Source organism: Pantoea phosphatilytica (assembly GCF_051025615.1).
Classification (GTDB): Bacteria; Pseudomonadota; Gammaproteobacteria; order Enterobacterales; family Enterobacteriaceae; genus Pantoea.
On the sequence record NZ_JBPFDF010000002.1, the window covers coordinates 257,465 to 274,457 of the forward strand.

The 16,993-nt window shown below is 45.5% G+C and carries 15 protein-coding genes, 1 tRNA gene and 2 pseudogenes; 6 read left to right on the forward strand and 12 right to left on the reverse strand.

Translation table 11 applies throughout. The features are described 5' to 3' along the window. Positions 1-40: 40 nt before the first annotated feature. Positions 41-1,030 carry a glycosyltransferase gene (locus tag ACR6AS_RS11445; RefSeq protein WP_434162187.1) on the forward strand — a complete coding sequence of 330 codons (990 nt, stop codon included), beginning with the start codon at positions 41-43 and terminating at the stop codon, positions 1,028-1,030. Positions 1,031-1,191: 161 nt separating this feature from the next. Here the strand turns inward: ACR6AS_RS11445 and ACR6AS_RS11450 are convergent. The 8 genes and pseudogenes from ACR6AS_RS11450 to ACR6AS_RS11485 all read right to left on the reverse strand — a co-directional run. Beyond that, positions 1,192-1,299, reverse strand: a pseudogene (locus ACR6AS_RS11450) (TA system toxin CbtA family protein); the annotation flags it as partial. Between the two features lie 49 nt (positions 1,300-1,348). Continuing rightward, positions 1,349-1,597, reverse strand: coding sequence for a type IV toxin-antitoxin system YeeU family antitoxin (locus tag ACR6AS_RS11455; protein WP_434162384.1), 249 nt, complete (start codon positions 1,595-1,597; stop codon positions 1,349-1,351). Positions 1,598-1,602: 5 nt separating this feature from the next. After that, positions 1,603-2,124: pseudogene (locus tag ACR6AS_RS11460) on the reverse strand (DUF932 domain-containing protein); the annotation flags it as partial. A 110-nt stretch (positions 2,125-2,234) separates the two neighbouring features. Continuing rightward, positions 2,235-2,447: a hypothetical protein gene (locus ACR6AS_RS11465; RefSeq protein ID WP_434162190.1), complete on the reverse strand. Its 213-nt coding sequence runs from the start codon at positions 2,445-2,447 to the stop codon at positions 2,235-2,237. 80 nt (positions 2,448-2,527) lie between these two features. Continuing rightward, positions 2,528-2,887, reverse strand: a complete 360-nt coding sequence (locus ACR6AS_RS11470; RefSeq protein ID WP_434162193.1) for a hypothetical protein — start codon at positions 2,885-2,887, stop codon at positions 2,528-2,530. A 54-nt stretch (positions 2,888-2,941) separates the two neighbouring features. Further along, positions 2,942-3,352 carry a YfjT/YkfB family phage-associated protein gene (locus tag ACR6AS_RS11475; protein ID WP_060436705.1) on the reverse strand — a complete coding sequence of 137 codons (411 nt, stop codon included), beginning with the start codon at positions 3,350-3,352 and terminating at the stop codon, positions 2,942-2,944. A gap of 106 nt (positions 3,353-3,458) precedes the next feature. Further along, entirely contained in the window at positions 3,459-4,136 is a 678-nt protein-coding gene (locus tag ACR6AS_RS11480; protein WP_122051103.1) for a helix-turn-helix transcriptional regulator, read from the reverse strand. A 61-nt stretch (positions 4,137-4,197) separates the two neighbouring features. Continuing rightward, the gene (locus tag ACR6AS_RS11485; protein WP_434162196.1) at positions 4,198-4,926 is read right to left on the reverse strand and encodes a YaaW family protein; all 729 of its coding nucleotides are present in this window, start codon (positions 4,924-4,926) and stop codon (positions 4,198-4,200) included. A 520-nt stretch (positions 4,927-5,446) separates the two neighbouring features. Here ACR6AS_RS11485 and ACR6AS_RS11490 point away from each other — a divergent pair. The 4 genes from ACR6AS_RS11490 (at position 5,447) to ACR6AS_RS11505 (ending at position 9,817) form a co-directional block, all read left to right on the forward strand. Further along, positions 5,447-6,892 (forward strand): YfjI family protein, encoded by a 1,446-nt coding sequence (locus ACR6AS_RS11490; protein ID WP_434162197.1) that lies wholly within the window; start codon positions 5,447-5,449, stop codon positions 6,890-6,892. Positions 6,893-7,075: 183 nt separating this feature from the next. Then, positions 7,076-8,077 carry a DUF6387 family protein gene (locus ACR6AS_RS11495; protein WP_434162200.1) on the forward strand — a complete coding sequence of 334 codons (1,002 nt, stop codon included), beginning with the start codon at positions 7,076-7,078 and terminating at the stop codon, positions 8,075-8,077. Between the two features lie 113 nt (positions 8,078-8,190). After that, the gene (locus ACR6AS_RS11500) at positions 8,191-8,409 is read left to right on the forward strand and encodes a helix-turn-helix transcriptional regulator (protein WP_434162203.1); all 219 of its coding nucleotides are present in this window, start codon (positions 8,191-8,193) and stop codon (positions 8,407-8,409) included. Positions 8,410-8,809: 400 nt separating this feature from the next. Then, positions 8,810-9,817 carry a YagK/YfjJ domain-containing protein gene (locus tag ACR6AS_RS11505; RefSeq protein WP_434162206.1) on the forward strand — a complete coding sequence of 336 codons (1,008 nt, stop codon included), beginning with the start codon at positions 8,810-8,812 and terminating at the stop codon, positions 9,815-9,817. Positions 9,818-10,067: 250 nt separating this feature from the next. On the opposite strand, the gene ACR6AS_RS11510 is transcribed toward ACR6AS_RS11505, so the two are convergent. Then, the gene (locus tag ACR6AS_RS11510; RefSeq protein ID WP_434162209.1) at positions 10,068-12,653 is read right to left on the reverse strand and encodes a DEAD/DEAH box helicase; all 2,586 of its coding nucleotides are present in this window, start codon (positions 12,651-12,653) and stop codon (positions 10,068-10,070) included. A 588-nt stretch (positions 12,654-13,241) separates the two neighbouring features. Between ACR6AS_RS11510 and ACR6AS_RS11515 the strand changes: the two genes are divergently transcribed. Further along, positions 13,242-14,165 carry a type II site-specific deoxyribonuclease gene (locus ACR6AS_RS11515; protein ID WP_434162212.1) on the forward strand — a complete coding sequence of 308 codons (924 nt, stop codon included), beginning with the start codon at positions 13,242-13,244 and terminating at the stop codon, positions 14,163-14,165. Here the strand turns inward: ACR6AS_RS11515 and ACR6AS_RS11520 are convergent. The 3 genes from ACR6AS_RS11520 to ACR6AS_RS11530 form a co-directional block, all read right to left on the reverse strand. Continuing rightward, positions 14,134-15,258, reverse strand: coding sequence for a DNA cytosine methyltransferase (locus tag ACR6AS_RS11520; RefSeq protein WP_434162214.1), 1,125 nt, complete (start codon positions 15,256-15,258; stop codon positions 14,134-14,136). The two genes, ACR6AS_RS11515 and ACR6AS_RS11520, sit on opposite strands and share 32 nt — an antisense overlap. Before the next feature lie 132 nt (positions 15,259-15,390). Further along, the gene (locus ACR6AS_RS11525; RefSeq protein WP_434162217.1) at positions 15,391-16,647 is read right to left on the reverse strand and encodes a tyrosine-type recombinase/integrase; all 1,257 of its coding nucleotides are present in this window, start codon (positions 16,645-16,647) and stop codon (positions 15,391-15,393) included. A 199-nt stretch (positions 16,648-16,846) separates the two neighbouring features. Then, positions 16,847-16,931 (reverse strand) — tRNA-Leu (locus tag ACR6AS_RS11530). Positions 16,932-16,993 lie beyond the last annotated feature (62 nt).

A 16,993-nucleotide genomic window follows, 5' to 3' on the forward strand; every position in this document is an offset into this window, starting at 1 on the left:
CAACACTGAAGCTTCCCCCTGTTTACATTCCCTTTGCTCAATGAAAATCAACATCGATATCAGCGTCATCATTCCTGCCTTCAATGCGGCTGACAGTATCGGGGTTCTGGTCCAGACACTGCTTGGCGAAACAACGCTGAGTACTGAAATCATCGTTGTGGATGATGGCTCCTCCGACGAAACATGGACGGTACTCAGCGCCATTACAGATGAACGGCTTATTCTCATTCGTCAGGAAAATCAGGGCGTGTATGCTGCCCGTAATACTGCACTGGCGATTCACCGTGGTGAATGGGTGGTGTTCCTGGATGCGGATGACCGGGTTGCGGCAGATTTTCTGCAGGAGCGGCTGCGCACAGCCCGCGAAGCACAGGCCGATGTCGTCCTTTTCAATGCCCGGCATACAGACAGTGCCGGACATCTGCGGCATCCCGTTCACCGCAGACAGCCTTACGGCCAGACGCTGACGGGTCAGCAGTGGATACGCCATTGCGTCAGTCGGAGGGAGTGGCCGCATTACCTGTGGCTGCAGATAATCCGTTCAGCGTATATCCGCGAGCATAACCTGCGATTCCAGGAAGGGAAAAGCCACAAGGATATTCTCTGGACGATACAGCTTGCCGCCGCAGATGGCCGGTTTTATTTCTCTGACAGACAGGATTACCTGTGGATGAATAACCCGGCGTCAATTACCCACCGCCCGGATTATTACGATATTCGAGCATTCAGCTATATAGATGTGATTGCAGATATTCTGGCACTCAGCACACAGACGCAATACCGGGCAGTCAGACGAGCGCTGGTCAGGCATGCGCTGGTGGAAAGCCGCCATTTTCTGGGCCTGTACCGGCGCAGGGTGAATGACCGACAGGCGGTCCGGGCGCGTTTTCGTGCGCGGATAGCCTTTCGCCATCTGGTACCCGGCGTGAGCAACCTGAGCGATGTCTTTTTCCTCCTGAAGCTGGTTCGCAATATTTATCTGCCTGGTGTCCGCAATACTCCCGCAGCCGTTTCGCAGGCGCGACGTTAATCCATGGATATCTCAACGCTTCTGGCACGGTCGTGGCAAACTGCGACAACGGGTAATGACTCCATTCGCTCTGCCAGGGATATCGTCGAACGCTGGTATGACAAAGGCGGTGACCTCACCCAACGGACCCGGCGATTTATGCTGCGGGAATGCCTGTGGATAAGGCCGTAGTGTTGCTCCAGCAGATACTCCAGTAATTTTTGCCAGATTTCGACTGATGACAGACGTGACGATGCCACCCTTTGAGGGGGCATGGATTGTATTTGCATGGTTTGCGCTCTTTGTTGGCTGGTTTGACGAAGGAAAAGCGTCCGGGGTTTATGCGGTTGTTGCAGATGTCGGATAAATTACGATGTACAGATAGCCAAAGGAGCCGAGCGTATCGGCCTCACATATCAGCCCTTTTGCGTGGAGCGTGATGCAGCGCTGAATGTGGGGCGTGAGTTCGTTGCTGGTCAGCATAAGCTCCATCTGCTTCATCAGTACCGGAAATGCCTGGTCCAGATGGCGTAAATCTGCGTCATTAAATGTCCCGGTAATGCTGGCACGGTCAGCAAGGTAATGCAGGTGGTTAGTTGCACGGACTGCATGGCGTCACGTTTCTCTTCCACCCGGTCAAAGACGCTGAGAACCTCATAGGCCCCCTCAATCACCTTCCCGACGACATCGCCCCTGTGCGGCACGCGGATCTCGCCAAACGACTGTCCGCAGACGAGCGAATTGGTGCAGACGCTTCTGAATATCCCCGGCAGTAACTGAAAACTCAATGCGCCATCGTGAGAATTCAGAATGATGATTTCCGGCACCTGCTGACCGTTTATCTGACCGGCACGACGCAGCCGGAGCATATGCTTTGTATGTTCCCGTCGGCGCTGGTCGCGCACTCGTGACTGACAGGCAAAGAATGGCTGGAACCCTTCGCGCTTAAGGTTCTCCAGCAGGGTGATCGTGGGTATGTAGGTATACTTTTCGCTTCTGGAGTCATGCTTGTCTTCCCCGAAGACGCTGGGGACATGCTGCATCAGTTCTTCGTGGGTTAAGGGACGGTCTCGGCGGATCTGGTTCACCCGGCCAAAACGGCTGGCTAATCGCATGGTTGATTCCTCATCTGATTAATCTGACGGCATGAAAGCAAAAGCCCCTGCTCCGTGAGGAGGCAGGGGCAGATATGATGTTCTCAATGGGACGGATATGGCGGGCGGGGCTACAGCGTATCCAGAATCTTCAGTATCTGCGCCATCAGGGCGGTGATAAGTGCAGTGACCAGTAACGTGACCGCTTCCCGGGCTGTATCAATACTGCTCTCATCGTAGCCTGCCTGACGCAGGTGAATTTCAATATACTGCCGGGCCTGATGCCCGCCGCACCAGGTCAGCACCTGGCTCAGGGTAGTCACCAGCATTTTCAGAAAGGTCATAGGGTTTGCTCCGGACTGCCTGGTGGCAGCCCTCTGGTGGAGTGAAGATTTATTTGAGGAAGCTGATACAGGAAAGTGGCTCAGTGGTAGGTGTAACGCCATCCCCCCTTATCCGTGGTGACGACGACTTCAGAAGCCACGCAGTTATTATAAAAACTCACTCTGACGGACTGCCCGTAGCGCAGGGTGGCAGGCAGAATGGTTTCCTTATTTTTTGAAGACAGGTACTTCTGGTTGTCGATGCGACAGTTACCGCGGTTCACGTCTATGTTTTCAACATTGATACTGTCATCCAGGGAGGTGACCACAACAGTGACGTAGCGTGTTCCGGCAGGATGGACCTGGTTACTGGTCTCCACTTTGATGGGTGGCGTTGGCTCTGCCAGCGTATGGGCTGAGAATACAAGTAGTGCGGGTACCAGCATGTATTTAAATTTCATAATATGTTCCTTTTAAAAATAACGTAATCAACAGGCGTTAAATTCAGATGCGGGCTAGAGTGCATCTTTACCCACACAGCCGTGGGTCCCGAATACCGGTAAAACCTTGGCCGCCCCGGCCAGCGTGAATGTGGCAGGCTTAACACCGTCTCCTGTCACTGAGACCTGCTTGCCATTACGTAACTGGGCCCAGGCCTGCGCGAGGTTATTACCGCCCACACGACTTTCAGATTCGCTGATATCGATGGGGGCTCCGCCGTCAATGCTGACCTGAAGGCTTTTATCTTCATCCATACTGACCTGATGCCCGCTGGCGTCAGTAAATATGACCGTGGCCGGTTGCGAGCCGTAATCCTCACAGGTCAGAGACAGTTGCGACTGACCTTCCCCGTTGATAACAAACTCTGATACTCCCTGCCCCCATCCACGGGTCCAGGTATCCTGGTTGCCAGATGCCTGCGCCATAACCGGCAGCAGACTGCCTGCCAGTACCAGGGCGCTGAGCGATACATTTTTCAAGATGAACTCCTTCTGTTAGGGAAATTGGTGGGCTGACGAATGAACATGCGGTTCATTCCCGGATAAGCCCACTGATGTACTGAAAATGCGGCAGGGCCTGAATAAATCGCGGGTCTTCAAAAATCCGCCGGATATGGCTGCTTCTGGTGAAGCCCCCGATGGTCATGACCACATCGGAGATGGCTGAAAGGGTAAATACCTGAATCCGCTCGCCAGTCACTGCAGTCAGGTACCACTCGCCTTCCAGGCAGATAAGCCGGTAAGGAGCAACGGCGGACTGATGGTGTCCGTGGTGCAGAAAATGAATGCGGCGACTGCTGATGATGGCCTGGATAATGACCTGAAAACCGCCAAACAACGCCGGAGCCTGAAGGGGTGGCGCATTCCAGATAATGCAGGGGGAATCCTGACCGCTGTCGAGCAGGACAGACAACAACTTGGGGTCTAGTGCCGGAAAGTAATGTGCCACGCTGGTTATCCGGGCAAAGCGGATAATGTCACTGTTAGTGCGAAAGGGGCCCCGTGCATCCCGCAGGCGAAAACTCCCCCCGGAATATTCCGTGTCGATATAGCGCAGTCGTTCACGCAGGTCGCGCTGAACGGTGCGCTCAGAGACGCCAAACTCCTGAGCAAGTTGACTGACACTGAGCGTTTCCCCCATAAAGAGGCGGCTGACCAGTATGGCGAGACGGCTTGCCAGGCGGTCATAACGTTGTTCCTGTTCAGACATGAGGGATGCTTCCTGCGCAAATAGCAGCCCCGTCGGGGCTGGAGGTTAAAGTAAAACGTTGTTAGCGGGAAAGGTGCTGCTGTCTCAGCCAGGACACAATGATGCAGGCGGGTATCGTGACCCGATAAGCCGGACCGGCGAGGTCGGAAATCATCCACGCTGAGCTCAGTGCGATGGCAAGAGGACCCGCCAGTACGGAAAGTGCGCGCGAAGTAACCACAACTGTCCCCCAGGTGGCAATACCACCCAGAGAGGCAATGACACTGGCAGACAACATCGTTGCCAGCTCCAGCGCAGCCAGCGAGGAAGTCCGTATGGCAGCCTGAACGGCGATAAGAATGAGTTGCGGCGTGGGGTTTGTCAGATCCAGATGCATATTGCGGGAAAAAGCAGCCAGCTCTTCCGGTGTCATCTGATCCAGGCTCTTTTCCAGTACCTTCATCAACAGAGCAAGCTCAATGGTTTCGGTAGTACTTTTCTGGTTGTAATTCACATCAAGCTTGTCACAGACATCAACGAGAATTTCCCGATAGGTCACGCCTTGCCCCAGCCGGACCAGACTCGCCAGGGTATTCGCGCCGTAACGCTGAAGCTCAGCGGCTATCAGTTGCCAGTAGCGGCGATGGTCTGGTGCCAGCAGACGAAACTCCGGGGTTCCGGTAAGACTCTCTGTCCAGCGGGTGTCACCGTCGCGTGGGTCGGTGGTCAGGATGGAAACCAGCAATTGCAGTTCTTCATTGCTGCACTGGCCCAGCAGATTCAAATCAGGGTCATTACGGTATACAGCCATTATTCTTTCTCTGATTGTGTAGTGAGAGATCACACTATAAGAGTGAGCACTACACGGTTGCGTCATCAGGATTGGTTGATTTTTGTACGCAACGTTCTCCGGGCGACAGGGTATGTCGATATTTAGGAGGAGGAATCATCACTCAGTCAAAGATACCACATGCCTGTACTTGTTCATTAAGGTGATATATATCTGAAGGTTTTCTGAAAATGGGATGATAATACATGCAAAAAACGTTAATGCATGAAGTCAGATAAATAATGACTTGTTTTTTGGGCTACTACTGGCAGATTATTTTCAAAAATAAATAACAAAACTGCGTTGAACTCAAAAATCAGCTGAATAAGGCAATAAGAACATGATTCAACATTTTCTTGATTTCATCAATAGCAGTCTACCGATATCAACTGACGTAATTTGCTGAAAATCGAAAACCTATAGTAATTGTAAAAAGTGAAAATACTGTTTTCAATAAGCTTGGAGGTCAGATTTATTAATTAAAAAACTGAAAGGAGAGATTATGAGTAACCTTTACGTATCCGGGTTATTGAATGGAGGACCGCAATTCCCTCTGGAGCGTGTGCCGGAAATTATTCGAAATGCGATTATCGGAGCAGGCAGTAAAACAAAAGCACCGGTAGCGCTGATTTTTGCTTCCGCTATGGCGCCGGTTTCTCTGCTTTGCCAGGGATTAACGGATATCAGCCCGGCAGAAGGTCTGACATTTCCGGTGTCATGTAATTTCTGCACTGTAGCAGAATCAGGAGAACGTAAGTCTACAGTGGATAAACTTTTTATGGCCCCAATACATGAGTTCGAGCATGAAGCCGAGATTCGGTATGGCAATGCGATTCAGGTGTATGAGACTGAACGGGAGATATGGGCAGAGGAACTTAAGGCACTAAAAAGTAAACTGAATAACCAGGTCAAAAAAAAACAGTCAACAGAGGAGATTAAAGAGAGTATCAGGGCACACCGGGAAACCATTCCACAGGAGCCGACACGAGTACAACTGCTGGGCAGTGACATTACCCCTGCAGCTTTGCAGTTTCAGTTGCATAAGGGGGGAGGATCGATGGCATTACATTCCGCTGAGGGGGATATCATTCTGGGAGGGCAAGCAATACGGAATCTGGGGATGCTAAATGACCTGTGGGACGGAGCACCATTTACGGTATCCCGGCGGTGCTCGGAAAGTTTCACCGTTCATAATGCCCGGCTAAGTGCATGCCTGATGGTACAGGATGCGCCTTTACGTAAGTATTTCAAACGGGCACAGCAGCAGGCCCGGGGAAATGGCTTTCTGGCCCGGTTCTTTTTTTCCCGCCCTGAAAGTACGATTGGTACACGAACAGGATATATTCTTGAAAATTACCGGCAACTGCTGGTCCCGTACCATAAACGTCTTCAGGAACTTCTGAAGAACTATGTCCGGAAAACAGAAGCCGGGGTTCCAGTACGTCAGGAAAAACTGACTTTTACGCCGGAAGCACAGCTGCAATGGGGAGCAATGAGTGAGTACCTGGAACAAGAGATGACTGAGAATGGTCGTTATGGTTCCCTGCGCGATTTTGCCTCCAAAGAAGGGAATAAGGTGGCACGTCTCGCGGCACTGTTCCATTACTTTAATGGCGATGAGGGTGATATTCCCGAAGAGACGTTGATGAATGCTCAGAAGGTCAGTGAATGGTATCTGAACGAAGCGCTTTATTTGTTTGGTACTAAGCCGGAACAACCTCAGCATGTTCAGGATGCCGTGCTGTTATGGCGATGGCTGCATGATCGCTTCATGGATAATAACGGTCAGCCCTTAACGAGAAGCTGGATGAGTCCCAGGGTACCAAATCTGCTTCGCACGCCGGGCCGGTTACAGCCAGCACTGGAACACCTGCATAATACTTACCGGATTTCGATGGTTCATAATGGCAGAACGCTGCTGATCGCTCCGTTTAATTTCAGGGGGTAAACAAGCCGCTGGTAGTCGCGCAGATGAGGAATTGAACCGCACACACATAAAAAAAGCGGCTAAATGTGCTTAATTTAGCAGATTTAGCCGCTAAAACGTGAGCGCTATGGGTGACGGATACATTCATTTTTATAATAGAATATCGGTAAGCCAAAATACACCCTCGCACGAAAAGGAGAGCATATGAAGGACGAAACTCACAATACACTTAGTACAGATGAGGCTGAAAAGGTGACTACTGAGACCTATTACAGTCAGGTACTCTCACGCGCTCAGTGTGTAAAATATAAAGGTAACCCAGAAGAATTTAACTGGTTTAAAATAAAGAACTATCAATTTGCTAATGAGATGCCCTTTAGTGCACTTGTCCGTGAACTGGTCATACGGATAAATTTAGGTATTGTTGCAAATACTGATTCAGACTACGACGTCATTACGACAGATTTATTTAGGAAACTTTATGCCAAAATCACCGAAGGTCAGCCTGTCATAAGCGATTATTTTATCTCTGACAAAGAGAATCCAGAAATTATATATCCGAAACCTGATGCAGGATCAGCGGCCAGAGAGTTTATCTTATCAGAAGATCCTGTCCCGGTGCGGGAATTAAGCATCAGGGATATTAATGAATGCTACAATGCAATTTCTGTCGCTGATAAGCTCACATTCTCGGTAACTGAAGATTTCACACATCCGTGTTATCTCGGTTTCGCTAGGAAGGAAGATGTTGGTCTGGATACGCTTCTGACTACACTTCAGGAACAAAATCGGGGCATAGAGCAAATTTATCTGTCCGTTAACCCCTACTGCAGTGAGTCAGAAATACTTTCATCTTTTCAGGAAATTCTGACCCGTTATCGTAAGCATAAGATGCTGAGCGACGGAAAAATACTGAAAATTAGAGTACACAAAACCCTACCGTTAATGGATCTTGTTATCTGGCAGATTAAAAATAAAAAGCAGCTACCTTCGTGGCAGATTTATAACTTGCTGGGAGGTCTTCCGGTAGACCTCGCCCAGAAGAATACTGATTTCGATTCGAGGGTATTTGCTAACACTGTGCTGAAAACCTTCGAAAGCGTGCTGGGTCAGGGCACGTTCATACCGCTGCTTGATGCGCTTCGTGAAAAGAAAGATGGGTACAACCTCAACCTCAAACTTAGAAAGGTGCAGCCAGGAACGTAATCATATTTCAAAAAAAATGTCAACGTACATTTCTGGGCATTAAATTTTACCGTTACGGCAGATTTTTTTTTGTTTACCTTAGCCCTGAGTTCAACATAACAAGGGGTTATGCTGTGAAAGAGAACAAACAAGAAGACATGCAAATGGATTATGAACAGCAGTTAAAACTGATTGATTTGAAATTTATTTGTGAAATCACCGGATTATCCCGTGGGGGTATTTACAAACTGATGAGTAATGATCTCTTCCCAAAACCGCTGAAACTGGGACGCGCCAGTCGCTGGTATCTCAAAGAGATTAAGGCATGGCTGGATAGCCAGCACAGGATGTAGGGCCGATTTAGTCGTACCGTGCGCGATACATCTGATGCACTAACTTTCTTTCAACTGATATTAATATATCAGTAAAGAACACTGGACTGGGTGATATTTTATTTCTATGGAAGGGCTGCAGACCTCTCCAGTTAAATTCAGGGATTATGGTTCTTATGTTATTATTATATTATTATTAATATTGATTTAACATTCATTATTATGTTGATATGAATCAGCACATGAACATTGTTATTGTGTATACTATAAAATAGTAAAGTGAATTATTTTCCCTTTACGTGACGTTAGGTGTTCAAGCCTGATAAACCTTTTTACTCATTATTAATGAGCCGTAATTGTATGCAGTTGATCTTTCATAACTGATTTATAACTATTGATACAAAGCAGGTACAGGATAATCATGACCACTGAAAATTATTTTGATGTGGAATCAAGCAGCATGCATTCTACTGATAGTGATACTGCATTCATCGTCACAGAAGATTTTGATACCGTACAAGTACAACGTCGGGTTCTTTTTATTTTAAACAAAATACTGAGTTCTGAATATGAAGAATTTAAACTTACTAAATCGGGAAAATATACTAAAACGGGTTATTTACTTGAGGAAGCCGTCAATAGCTTATCAGAGCTGAAAGTCAATATTAGTGAGTATCAACAAGTGCATCCCACGATAAAATTATTCAGTACAGTGCTTAAAGTATATAATCTGACTGAGTTATCAACATCACGTGTAGACACAATAAATAGTGTACTGAAACTGTTTCGTGAGGGAGCAAATTCAATCCGGCATAAACGACTGCTGCGTAATTTCCAGCGGGCCGCCAGTAAAAATTTAAAAGGTGCATTAGATTATGTGAATCATCTTTTTGAGTATCATTCTCGTTTACTGGTGGTCCGTGTTGATTTGTCCTATCAGAAAAAAATTGTTAAAAGCAAAACAGTTCCCGTAAACACAACCCGGCTACACTGTAAGCGTTTATTTAAACGGATAAAGTCACACCCTTTATTTGAACATTGCCTAGGGTACATATGGAAACTTGAATACGGGCAGTACAAGGGTTTTCATTATCACACCTGTTTCTTCTTTGACGGGAGTAAAGTTCGTGGTGATGTTTCATTGGCTCGTCGAATCGGTGAGTTCTGGAAAAATGAGATTACCGAGGGTAAAGGGCTGTACTTTAATTGTAATGCGATTGCCAATGGCTACGCCCATTCAGGTATTGGTGATATTCATTACACTAATGAGGAGAAACGTCACGCATTGCAGAGAGCTATTACCTATATTACTAAGGTTGATACGGCTGTTCGTTTGAGTTTGCCACAAGGAGCGCGTACATTTGGACGCAGTGAATGTATTTTACGAAACAGGGAGAAACGGGGCCGGCCACGGCATAATCCAGCATAATATCAACACTCTTAATTTTCAGAGAATGCTTAATCGAAAACGCCCTGTTCATTGGCTATATAGATGCGATTCATAAAAGTAGAAGTATTTTGAGAACCGCTCCTTATTGGATACAAAAATGGTGATGATGAAGACATTATGAACATTGCGATATGTTGATCTACGAGGCGTATGTCAAAAAGTTATAAACTTTTGCAGTGTAATATTCTAAAAACAATAGAGGGCCAATAACCCTCTATTTGTTAATATATCAAACCGCCTGCATGCACAGCTTAACCGGATTGGCCGTAACACGCATTTTAATCGATGCAAAGTCTAAACCCTGCTGCTTGAGAATTTCAGCGGCTTCTGCTTGCCAGACTAAGTCGCCTTGCTCAAAGAAGGTAGTTCGGAGTTGACGGATGACCTGTAAAGCATGGGTAGCAAATGAACAAAAATCTTCGAGCCCCCAGTAGAATAATCCAGCCGCGTGAACAACCGCAGCTGAACTAATCTTAGTTGCAGGTGTAACCAATACCGCCAGAAACTCGCATTCCGCAGACTCCGCAACATTTGCTCTCATCCAATCAGGATGAGATGTTGCTTGCCGCGCTTTTGTGACACTCAATGTACCATCTGTCGTATTCACATAATCTTCGAATACAATGCACTGGGATTCAGCTATCCACCAAGGATCTGGAGAACCTTCACTTTCGATTTTCCCAGCATTGAACCCCAGCAGCGTACCTAGCTCCTTTTGTGCATTTTCGAAGGTTTCTGGTCGCAGGAGTCCGCTGAGAATTGACCGTTCCAGTTTTGCGAAATCGCGGTCATGGGTGGCACCGAGACGCGTGAGTTCAGCACCAATTCTTTCCACCTGACGTTGCAATGCAATGTCATCGACCTGGACAGTGATACTATCTCCAACTTCTCTACGGGCAAATACTGTCAACCACGGAATATTGGGAGCGCATTTGTGAGCATCTTGATAATATTGTCTTGCTTTAGCAGCCATAGCTGTATTGCCATCTTGCGCTGCAAGATGGCATGCAGAGCCTGCAAGATAATTCCATAGAGCTCGATAACCACGCAAGTCAGGTGATTTTAATGTACCTAAGACCCTCTCAGCGGCAGCTATCGCATTATAATAATCATGTCGCCATAGCGCAGTTTGATAATCGATCTCAGCCGCTGCGCTTACCTCAAGCTCTTGAATAGCTGGCAGGAATTGCTGCTGAGATCGGTCACGCTCATCCAGAATTTGTCTATTTACTGTTTCCCAATCACGATCATTTTCTAAGAAGATTTCAAAGTTCTCCACCAAATCTGAAAGCCCAGTGTCTTTAGATTGGTGAGCACCAAAGTTTATCTCGGCCTGAAGCTCGGGATGAAAGAAAGGCCTACGGCGAAGATCGGCGAGATAGTCAGGGAGTTCCTCTCCAGACACAACAACAGCAGAATAGTCTTCTAATGATCGAGTGCAACGACCTATAGCTTGTACTACGCGGGTTTGAATCCGTTCGTTATAAAGAGCGTTCGCGGCCATTCGAGTCATGAGGAAACGCTCTTGGATGTTCATTGCTTTAGGTAGCCCCTCTATAAATAGTAATCGGCATTCTTCTCCTGCAAAATCGATCCCATCATATCGGTTTGATACTACAGCTACTGCTTGTTTAGAATTTACAAAGCTTGCTTTCGATTCTTCAATATCACTCGCCTTAAAGACAGGATATTTTAAATTATTAGTAACTTCTAAAGCGATCGCATCTGCTTCTCTATCACTGGGCACGAGAACCACACTTCGACCTGCTCTCTGCATGAGCTCCTTTCTCAAATCTGCAGTTTGCTCAGCAGTGAGCGACATTTCTGGAAAGATGAAGAAACGGCGGCCAACTCCTTGAGTATCCCAACCTTCTGGCGCTGGTAGACGTGTAATAGTTTTTCTCCCCGTCAAACGTTCTAGGTCTCCACCTGCTCCTAAAGTCGCTGACATGTAGATACGCTGCTTGGCATTTTCAAACGCTTGATGCGAGAACGTCGGTGGTAAAAGAGGGCGGATCAGGATCTCTTGAGAAGATAGGTAGATATGACATGCATCTAGATGGCCCCTAATCAATGACCATGTATAGGCAAGGTCAGTTCCTTGCGTATGTGCATCTAATATTTCGATAATTTGTGACTTGAGCAGAGTTAAAGTGGGAGTTGCAAGTTTCTCAACCCAAGAACGATCACCCACGTCCTCCCATACACCTCGGAGTCGTGACAAATCAGTGGGCGTAAGATGAGGGGTAAACACATTGCATAAAGCCTGATGCAGAGGCTTGTACTTTTCTTCCAGCCGATTGATACGTAATGTCCAGTGTGAAGCAATATAATTCTCACTGGCATGAGCATCATCAACAAATATAACATCCGCTTGATTGAAAAACGGATTAGTATTAAAAAGGCTGGAGTAGGTAGTTACTGCAATTTTTTCGGCTTGGAGATAGTCCGTTTTGTCAACAGGTGAAAAATTGCGCTGTTTACCCACAAACGTTGCCACGGACAGCCCATATTTTTCATTAGCTTGTTCAGCAACCTGGTAAACCAGCTGTTTTGTCGGACAAAGGTACACTACCCGTTCCTTGAATTTTCGACGCCTCCATTCCGCGATCAAGAGACCTACAAGAGTTTTACCGCTTCCAGTAGGTAATTGAAGAGCAACATCGGGCATTCCAACTGCCTTCTCTGCGTAAGCCTTCATGATAGCTGCCTGATGTGGCAATACGTCTGGAAACTTTCGTCGAGTTAGCTCTCGAAAAAGCCTGTCTGGTGTTTCTGGTACAGTTGAGCCTGTAAGGGGCGTCTTGAAGGCCATGATATACTCCTTGCGGTTAACGCTTTTCACTGTAACTTTATGATTTTAAGGTCTTTTTATAGAAATAAATATTTTTCCATGAACATTCTTTCCAAGAATAGGTGATACGTGTGTTGACTCATTGCTCTGTAAAAAACTCAGTAATACTGTTGTACTAAATAGATTTTTAAATTGGTAGCTATATCCTCATGTATTGTGTAGGGCGTCATCAATGTAATGACTGGATTGAAGTATGGTAAAACCAATGATTTCCGTCTAATAGATAAAAAAATCAGCCACGACTAAAAAACAGCTTCAGCAGCTCAACACTAAGTGCCCTGATCTACACTGCCAATAGTGGATACTTCCTCTTCATTTGAACGAGCATTTGAAGGCTTTAAAGGCAGATACCTCCAAGATGGCCTCATACTTCAGATCTAGTTGTAATAGACATATAGGTAATAAACATCTTTCGACAACAAGCCTAAAGTAGCTCATCGGAGCAGAGCTGTTGAGACAGAGTCAATTGGAATTTTTTTGATCATGTAGTGTTCTGAAAGCAAGTTATTGATATGATACATCTTTACGCAAATTAATGGGGTGTCTGAAGTGGATAAATTAAGGGAGCTAATAAGTCGTGCATCTAAACTTTATAATCGGAATCTTGATCATCTTCCAGCAACTTTAGAGTTAATCGAGCACTCAATGAATCTCTTAAGTGAGAATGCAAAATATGATTATTTTGGTCCATTTAAAGGAAAAAAAGAGATAGGCTACCATGCATTCTTTGGTAATAATGAGATTTCTAGGCCTATCAGAGATGATTTATATATCAGAGATATAAATATTTATAAGGAACTAAGCAATAATGTGCTTATCGATTTAAAGCAGATAAACACTAGCTGGGACTCCGATAAATCAACATTAGCAAATAAAGTTATATATACATCAATCATGTCCATAGCTTGTGCTTTTGATCTGTGGAAGAAAGGCAGCAGAAAAACACCAGGCACAGTTTTTGAAATTTACATCGCAGCTCTCTTGAAAGTAATGCTACCTAATGAAATTTTTTCAAAACACATTCCATTGATTGATCAGATAAACTCTGATGAAGAGCTTGCAGATCCAGCGAGTGTTTCTACCGATGTAGTAATTAAGAGTGGCGCAGATGTGAACCGAGGAGTTGTTATTCCATTAAAAATAACAACAAGGGAACGAATCGTTCAGCCATTTGCCCAACAACGAATTTTAGATTCATATTTCGGTAATGGTGTTTTTAATTCTTTCTTGGCATGTATTAGTGAAACCCAGCAAGATAAAGTCAATCGAAAAGTAAACCATATATGTGTACCTGGAACTATACGGTTATATCAAAAATACCTGTCAAATGTTGCAGGTATGTATTATTGTGATATACCTGAAAGATATCTACAGGCTGATTTGACCGATATTATACCGGTCAAATCAATGGGTGAATTTTTGTTAGATATAAATAATTTCTTTATGAGAACAGCTCAATTTGCTCCTCATTAGTGTTCTCAATAGGGCTTTGATAACTGCTGTTTTCAGAGCTCTGATTATTAAGGCATTTAATAATTGCTGTTCCTGCAGCTTTAGCTACTGGAGGCGGAACAGCATTCCCAATTTGCAACCTTATAGCATCCCTCTTACCGTAAAACCGGTAGTCAATGGGGAATCCTTGCAACATAGCCCCCTCTCTAAGAGTTATAGCTCTATTTTGAGATGGATGCCCATACCTTCCTCTAGTGAAACTATCAAACCCTGCGGTAATTGTAGGGCATTGTTTATCCCACTCAAGCCGCCCGTATACATCTGGCCATCCGCCAGAGTTGGTGTCAACATTTTGATGACATTTTAGCCTCAAATCATGTGGAATGTCTTTCCATCCACCACCAGGCGGAACATAAGAAAATCTTTCTTCATTAAGCTTTGTTATTTTACACTTAATATGATTAGGTATCTCACCATGCTCAGTATAATCTTCAGGGGGCGGAGGAAGATTACCAATAACATCTTTAATAGTAAGCTCACTATCAGTTCTTTCAAGCTTCGGATAGTCACTATTCTCAGATTTATCTATTCCGATCATAATAAAACGCCCTCTTTTTTGGGCAACGCCAAAATCCGAAGAACAAATAAAAAAGGTAAAAATATTATATTTGAACAATTTCTCTTTTATTTCATCGATTAAATCCCGACCTCTTTTTTGTCCAAAAATCTCGACGTTTTCAAACAGAAAAGCTCTTGGATTTAATTCATTTACCAGCCTGGAATATTCAAGTACCAATTTATTTCTTTCATCATTTAGCAGATGGGCCCCTTTTCTTTGTTTAGAAAATCCCTGACATGGAGGTCCGCCGCTAAAAAGGTCCAGCCTAGAAGTTACTCCTGCTTTTTCTAAAAGAAACTTACCGCTAATAGCAGAAGCATCTAATTGAAGACAATGCTCTCCAAGGTTATTATTATAAGTTTTTACAGCATCCTCATTGATATCAAATGCTAATTTGATATCAAAACCGGCTTGCTTAAGCCCAAGGGACATTCCACCCGCACCACAAAAACCCTCAATACATGTAAGCTTTTGAATACTATCAATATTACTCATATAAACTCACTTAACGCTCATTAATCTTTCTAGTATAACGTTATTTATTAAGCAAAACCATAGTTACATTTTAAATCAAAATAAGCTTAATAAAAAAAGAGTGAATGAATTAACTTATATAAAAAGTTATTTCTAATATAGGTTTTTCCCATACTCAAATGGACTATGTAATCTATTACGGTTTACATCCAAAAAATCAGCCCACCATTGAAGCATCAATCGTCTCTCATCCAAATGTTCTGCCTTATGGATATAAGCCGCGCGCACAGAGTTACGTTCCATATGGCTCATCTGCCGTTCAACCGCATCCCTAGACCATAATCCTGATTCAATCAGCGAACTACACGCCATCGTTCTAAAACCATGCCCACAAACCTCAACCTTCGTGTCATAACCCATAACGCGCAGCGCCTTGTTCACCGTGTTTTCACTCATCGGCTTACGAGGATTATGATCGCCAACAAAAACAAAATCACGATTGCCATTGAGCTTATGAACCTGTTTAAGGATGTCCAATGCTTGCCGAGATAACGGCACCAGATGAGGTGTGCGCATTTTAGAACCTCGTTGAGAGTGCTTAACTCCTTCGATACCTTCTCGTTCAGCCGGTATCGTCCACATTGCCGTTTCAAAATCGATCTCAGACCAGCGGGCAAAGCGCAATTCACTGGAACGAATGAAGATTAACAAGGTGAGCTCAACAGCCAGACGAGTCAAAGGGCGTCCAGTGTAACCATCTATTCTGTGGAGTAGCTCAGGTAGGCGTTTCAGCTCAAGTGCTGGGCGATGGACACGATTACTGGAAGCAACAGCACCTGCCATTTCTTGGGCTGGATTGTAATCAATCATCCCACTTTGCACCGCATATCGCATGATTGCTGTGGTTCGCTGCTGAAGGCGAGAAGCAACTTCAAAGCGGCCTGTAGCCTCTACGATTTTAATGGGTACAAGCAGGTCGCGAGTCTTCAGCTCTTCAATACTCCGCTTCCCAATATTAGGAAACAGATTGTCTTCCAGGCTCTTCAGCACCCGCCGACTGTGATCCTCTGACCATTTCTTATTAGCTGCGTGCCACTCTCTGGCAACTGACTCAAAGGTAATGGCCTCTTTAGCCTGTTCTTCCTTCACAGCCCGTTTATACTCGCGAGGATCACTACCAGCAGCAACAAGCCTCCTTGCCTCTTCCCTCTTCTGCCTCGCATCGGCTAACGATATTTCAGGATAAACACCAAACGCCATCAGGTGCTGCTTGCCACCAAAGCGAAATCGGAACCGCCAGTATTTTGAGCCGTTAGGGTGAATGAGCAAAAACATGCCATCCCCATCAACAAGGGTGTACTCCTTTTCCTGCGGTTTTGCTGAACGCACTTTGATATCTGTCAGAGCCATAAAAGTTCTCCTTCCATGTACCGCTGTGAGTATATAACCATTATCGAACCAGCGCATATACTCGGTTCTATACTCACAAGCGACTTGATGTGGGTTGACTCAGATTGACTTCTGTTGAAAGGAAAATCGAGGAAAGCCTTGTGTGACGCGGATTTCAGGCACAAAAAAAGACGTCCGTTGACGTCTATTGATGTTCCGATGGTGCCGAAGGCCGGACTCGAACCGGCACACCTTTCGATGGTTGATTTTGAATCAACTGCGTCTACCGATTTCGCCACTTCGGCACTGAAGGGATGCGGAAAACGTTGTGGATTATACCGTTGCCCCCTGTTTCCGCAACCCTTAT

Coding starts and splice junctions, on each gene's coding strand:
- ACR6AS_RS11445 (WP_434162187.1), top strand. CDS start 41: ATGAAAATCAACATCGATATCAGCGTCATCATTCCTGCCTTCAATGCG.
- ACR6AS_RS11465 (WP_434162190.1), bottom strand. CDS start 2,447: ATGACCTTTCTGAAAATGCTGGTGACTACCCTGAGCCAGGTGCTGACC.
- ACR6AS_RS11470 (WP_434162193.1), bottom strand. CDS start 2,887: ATGAAATTTAAATACATGCTGGTACCCGCACTACTTGTATTCTCAGCC.
- ACR6AS_RS11475 (WP_060436705.1), bottom strand. CDS start 3,352: ATGGCGCAGGCATCTGGCAACCAGGATACCTGGACCCGTGGATGGGGG.
- ACR6AS_RS11480 (WP_122051103.1), bottom strand. CDS start 4,136: ATGTCTGAACAGGAACAACGTTATGACCGCCTGGCAAGCCGTCTCGCC.
- ACR6AS_RS11485 (WP_434162196.1), bottom strand. CDS start 4,926: ATGGCTGTATACCGTAATGACCCTGATTTGAATCTGCTGGGCCAGTGC.
- ACR6AS_RS11490 (WP_434162197.1), top strand. CDS start 5,447: ATGAGTAACCTTTACGTATCCGGGTTATTGAATGGAGGACCGCAATTC.
- ACR6AS_RS11495 (WP_434162200.1), top strand. CDS start 7,076: ATGAAGGACGAAACTCACAATACACTTAGTACAGATGAGGCTGAAAAG.
- ACR6AS_RS11505 (WP_434162206.1), top strand. CDS start 8,810: ATGACCACTGAAAATTATTTTGATGTGGAATCAAGCAGCATGCATTCT.
- ACR6AS_RS11510 (WP_434162209.1), bottom strand. CDS start 12,653: ATGGCCTTCAAGACGCCCCTTACAGGCTCAACTGTACCAGAAACACCA.
- ACR6AS_RS11520 (WP_434162214.1), bottom strand. CDS start 15,258: ATGAGTAATATTGATAGTATTCAAAAGCTTACATGTATTGAGGGTTTT.
- ACR6AS_RS11525 (WP_434162217.1), bottom strand. CDS start 16,647: ATGGCTCTGACAGATATCAAAGTGCGTTCAGCAAAACCGCAGGAAAAG.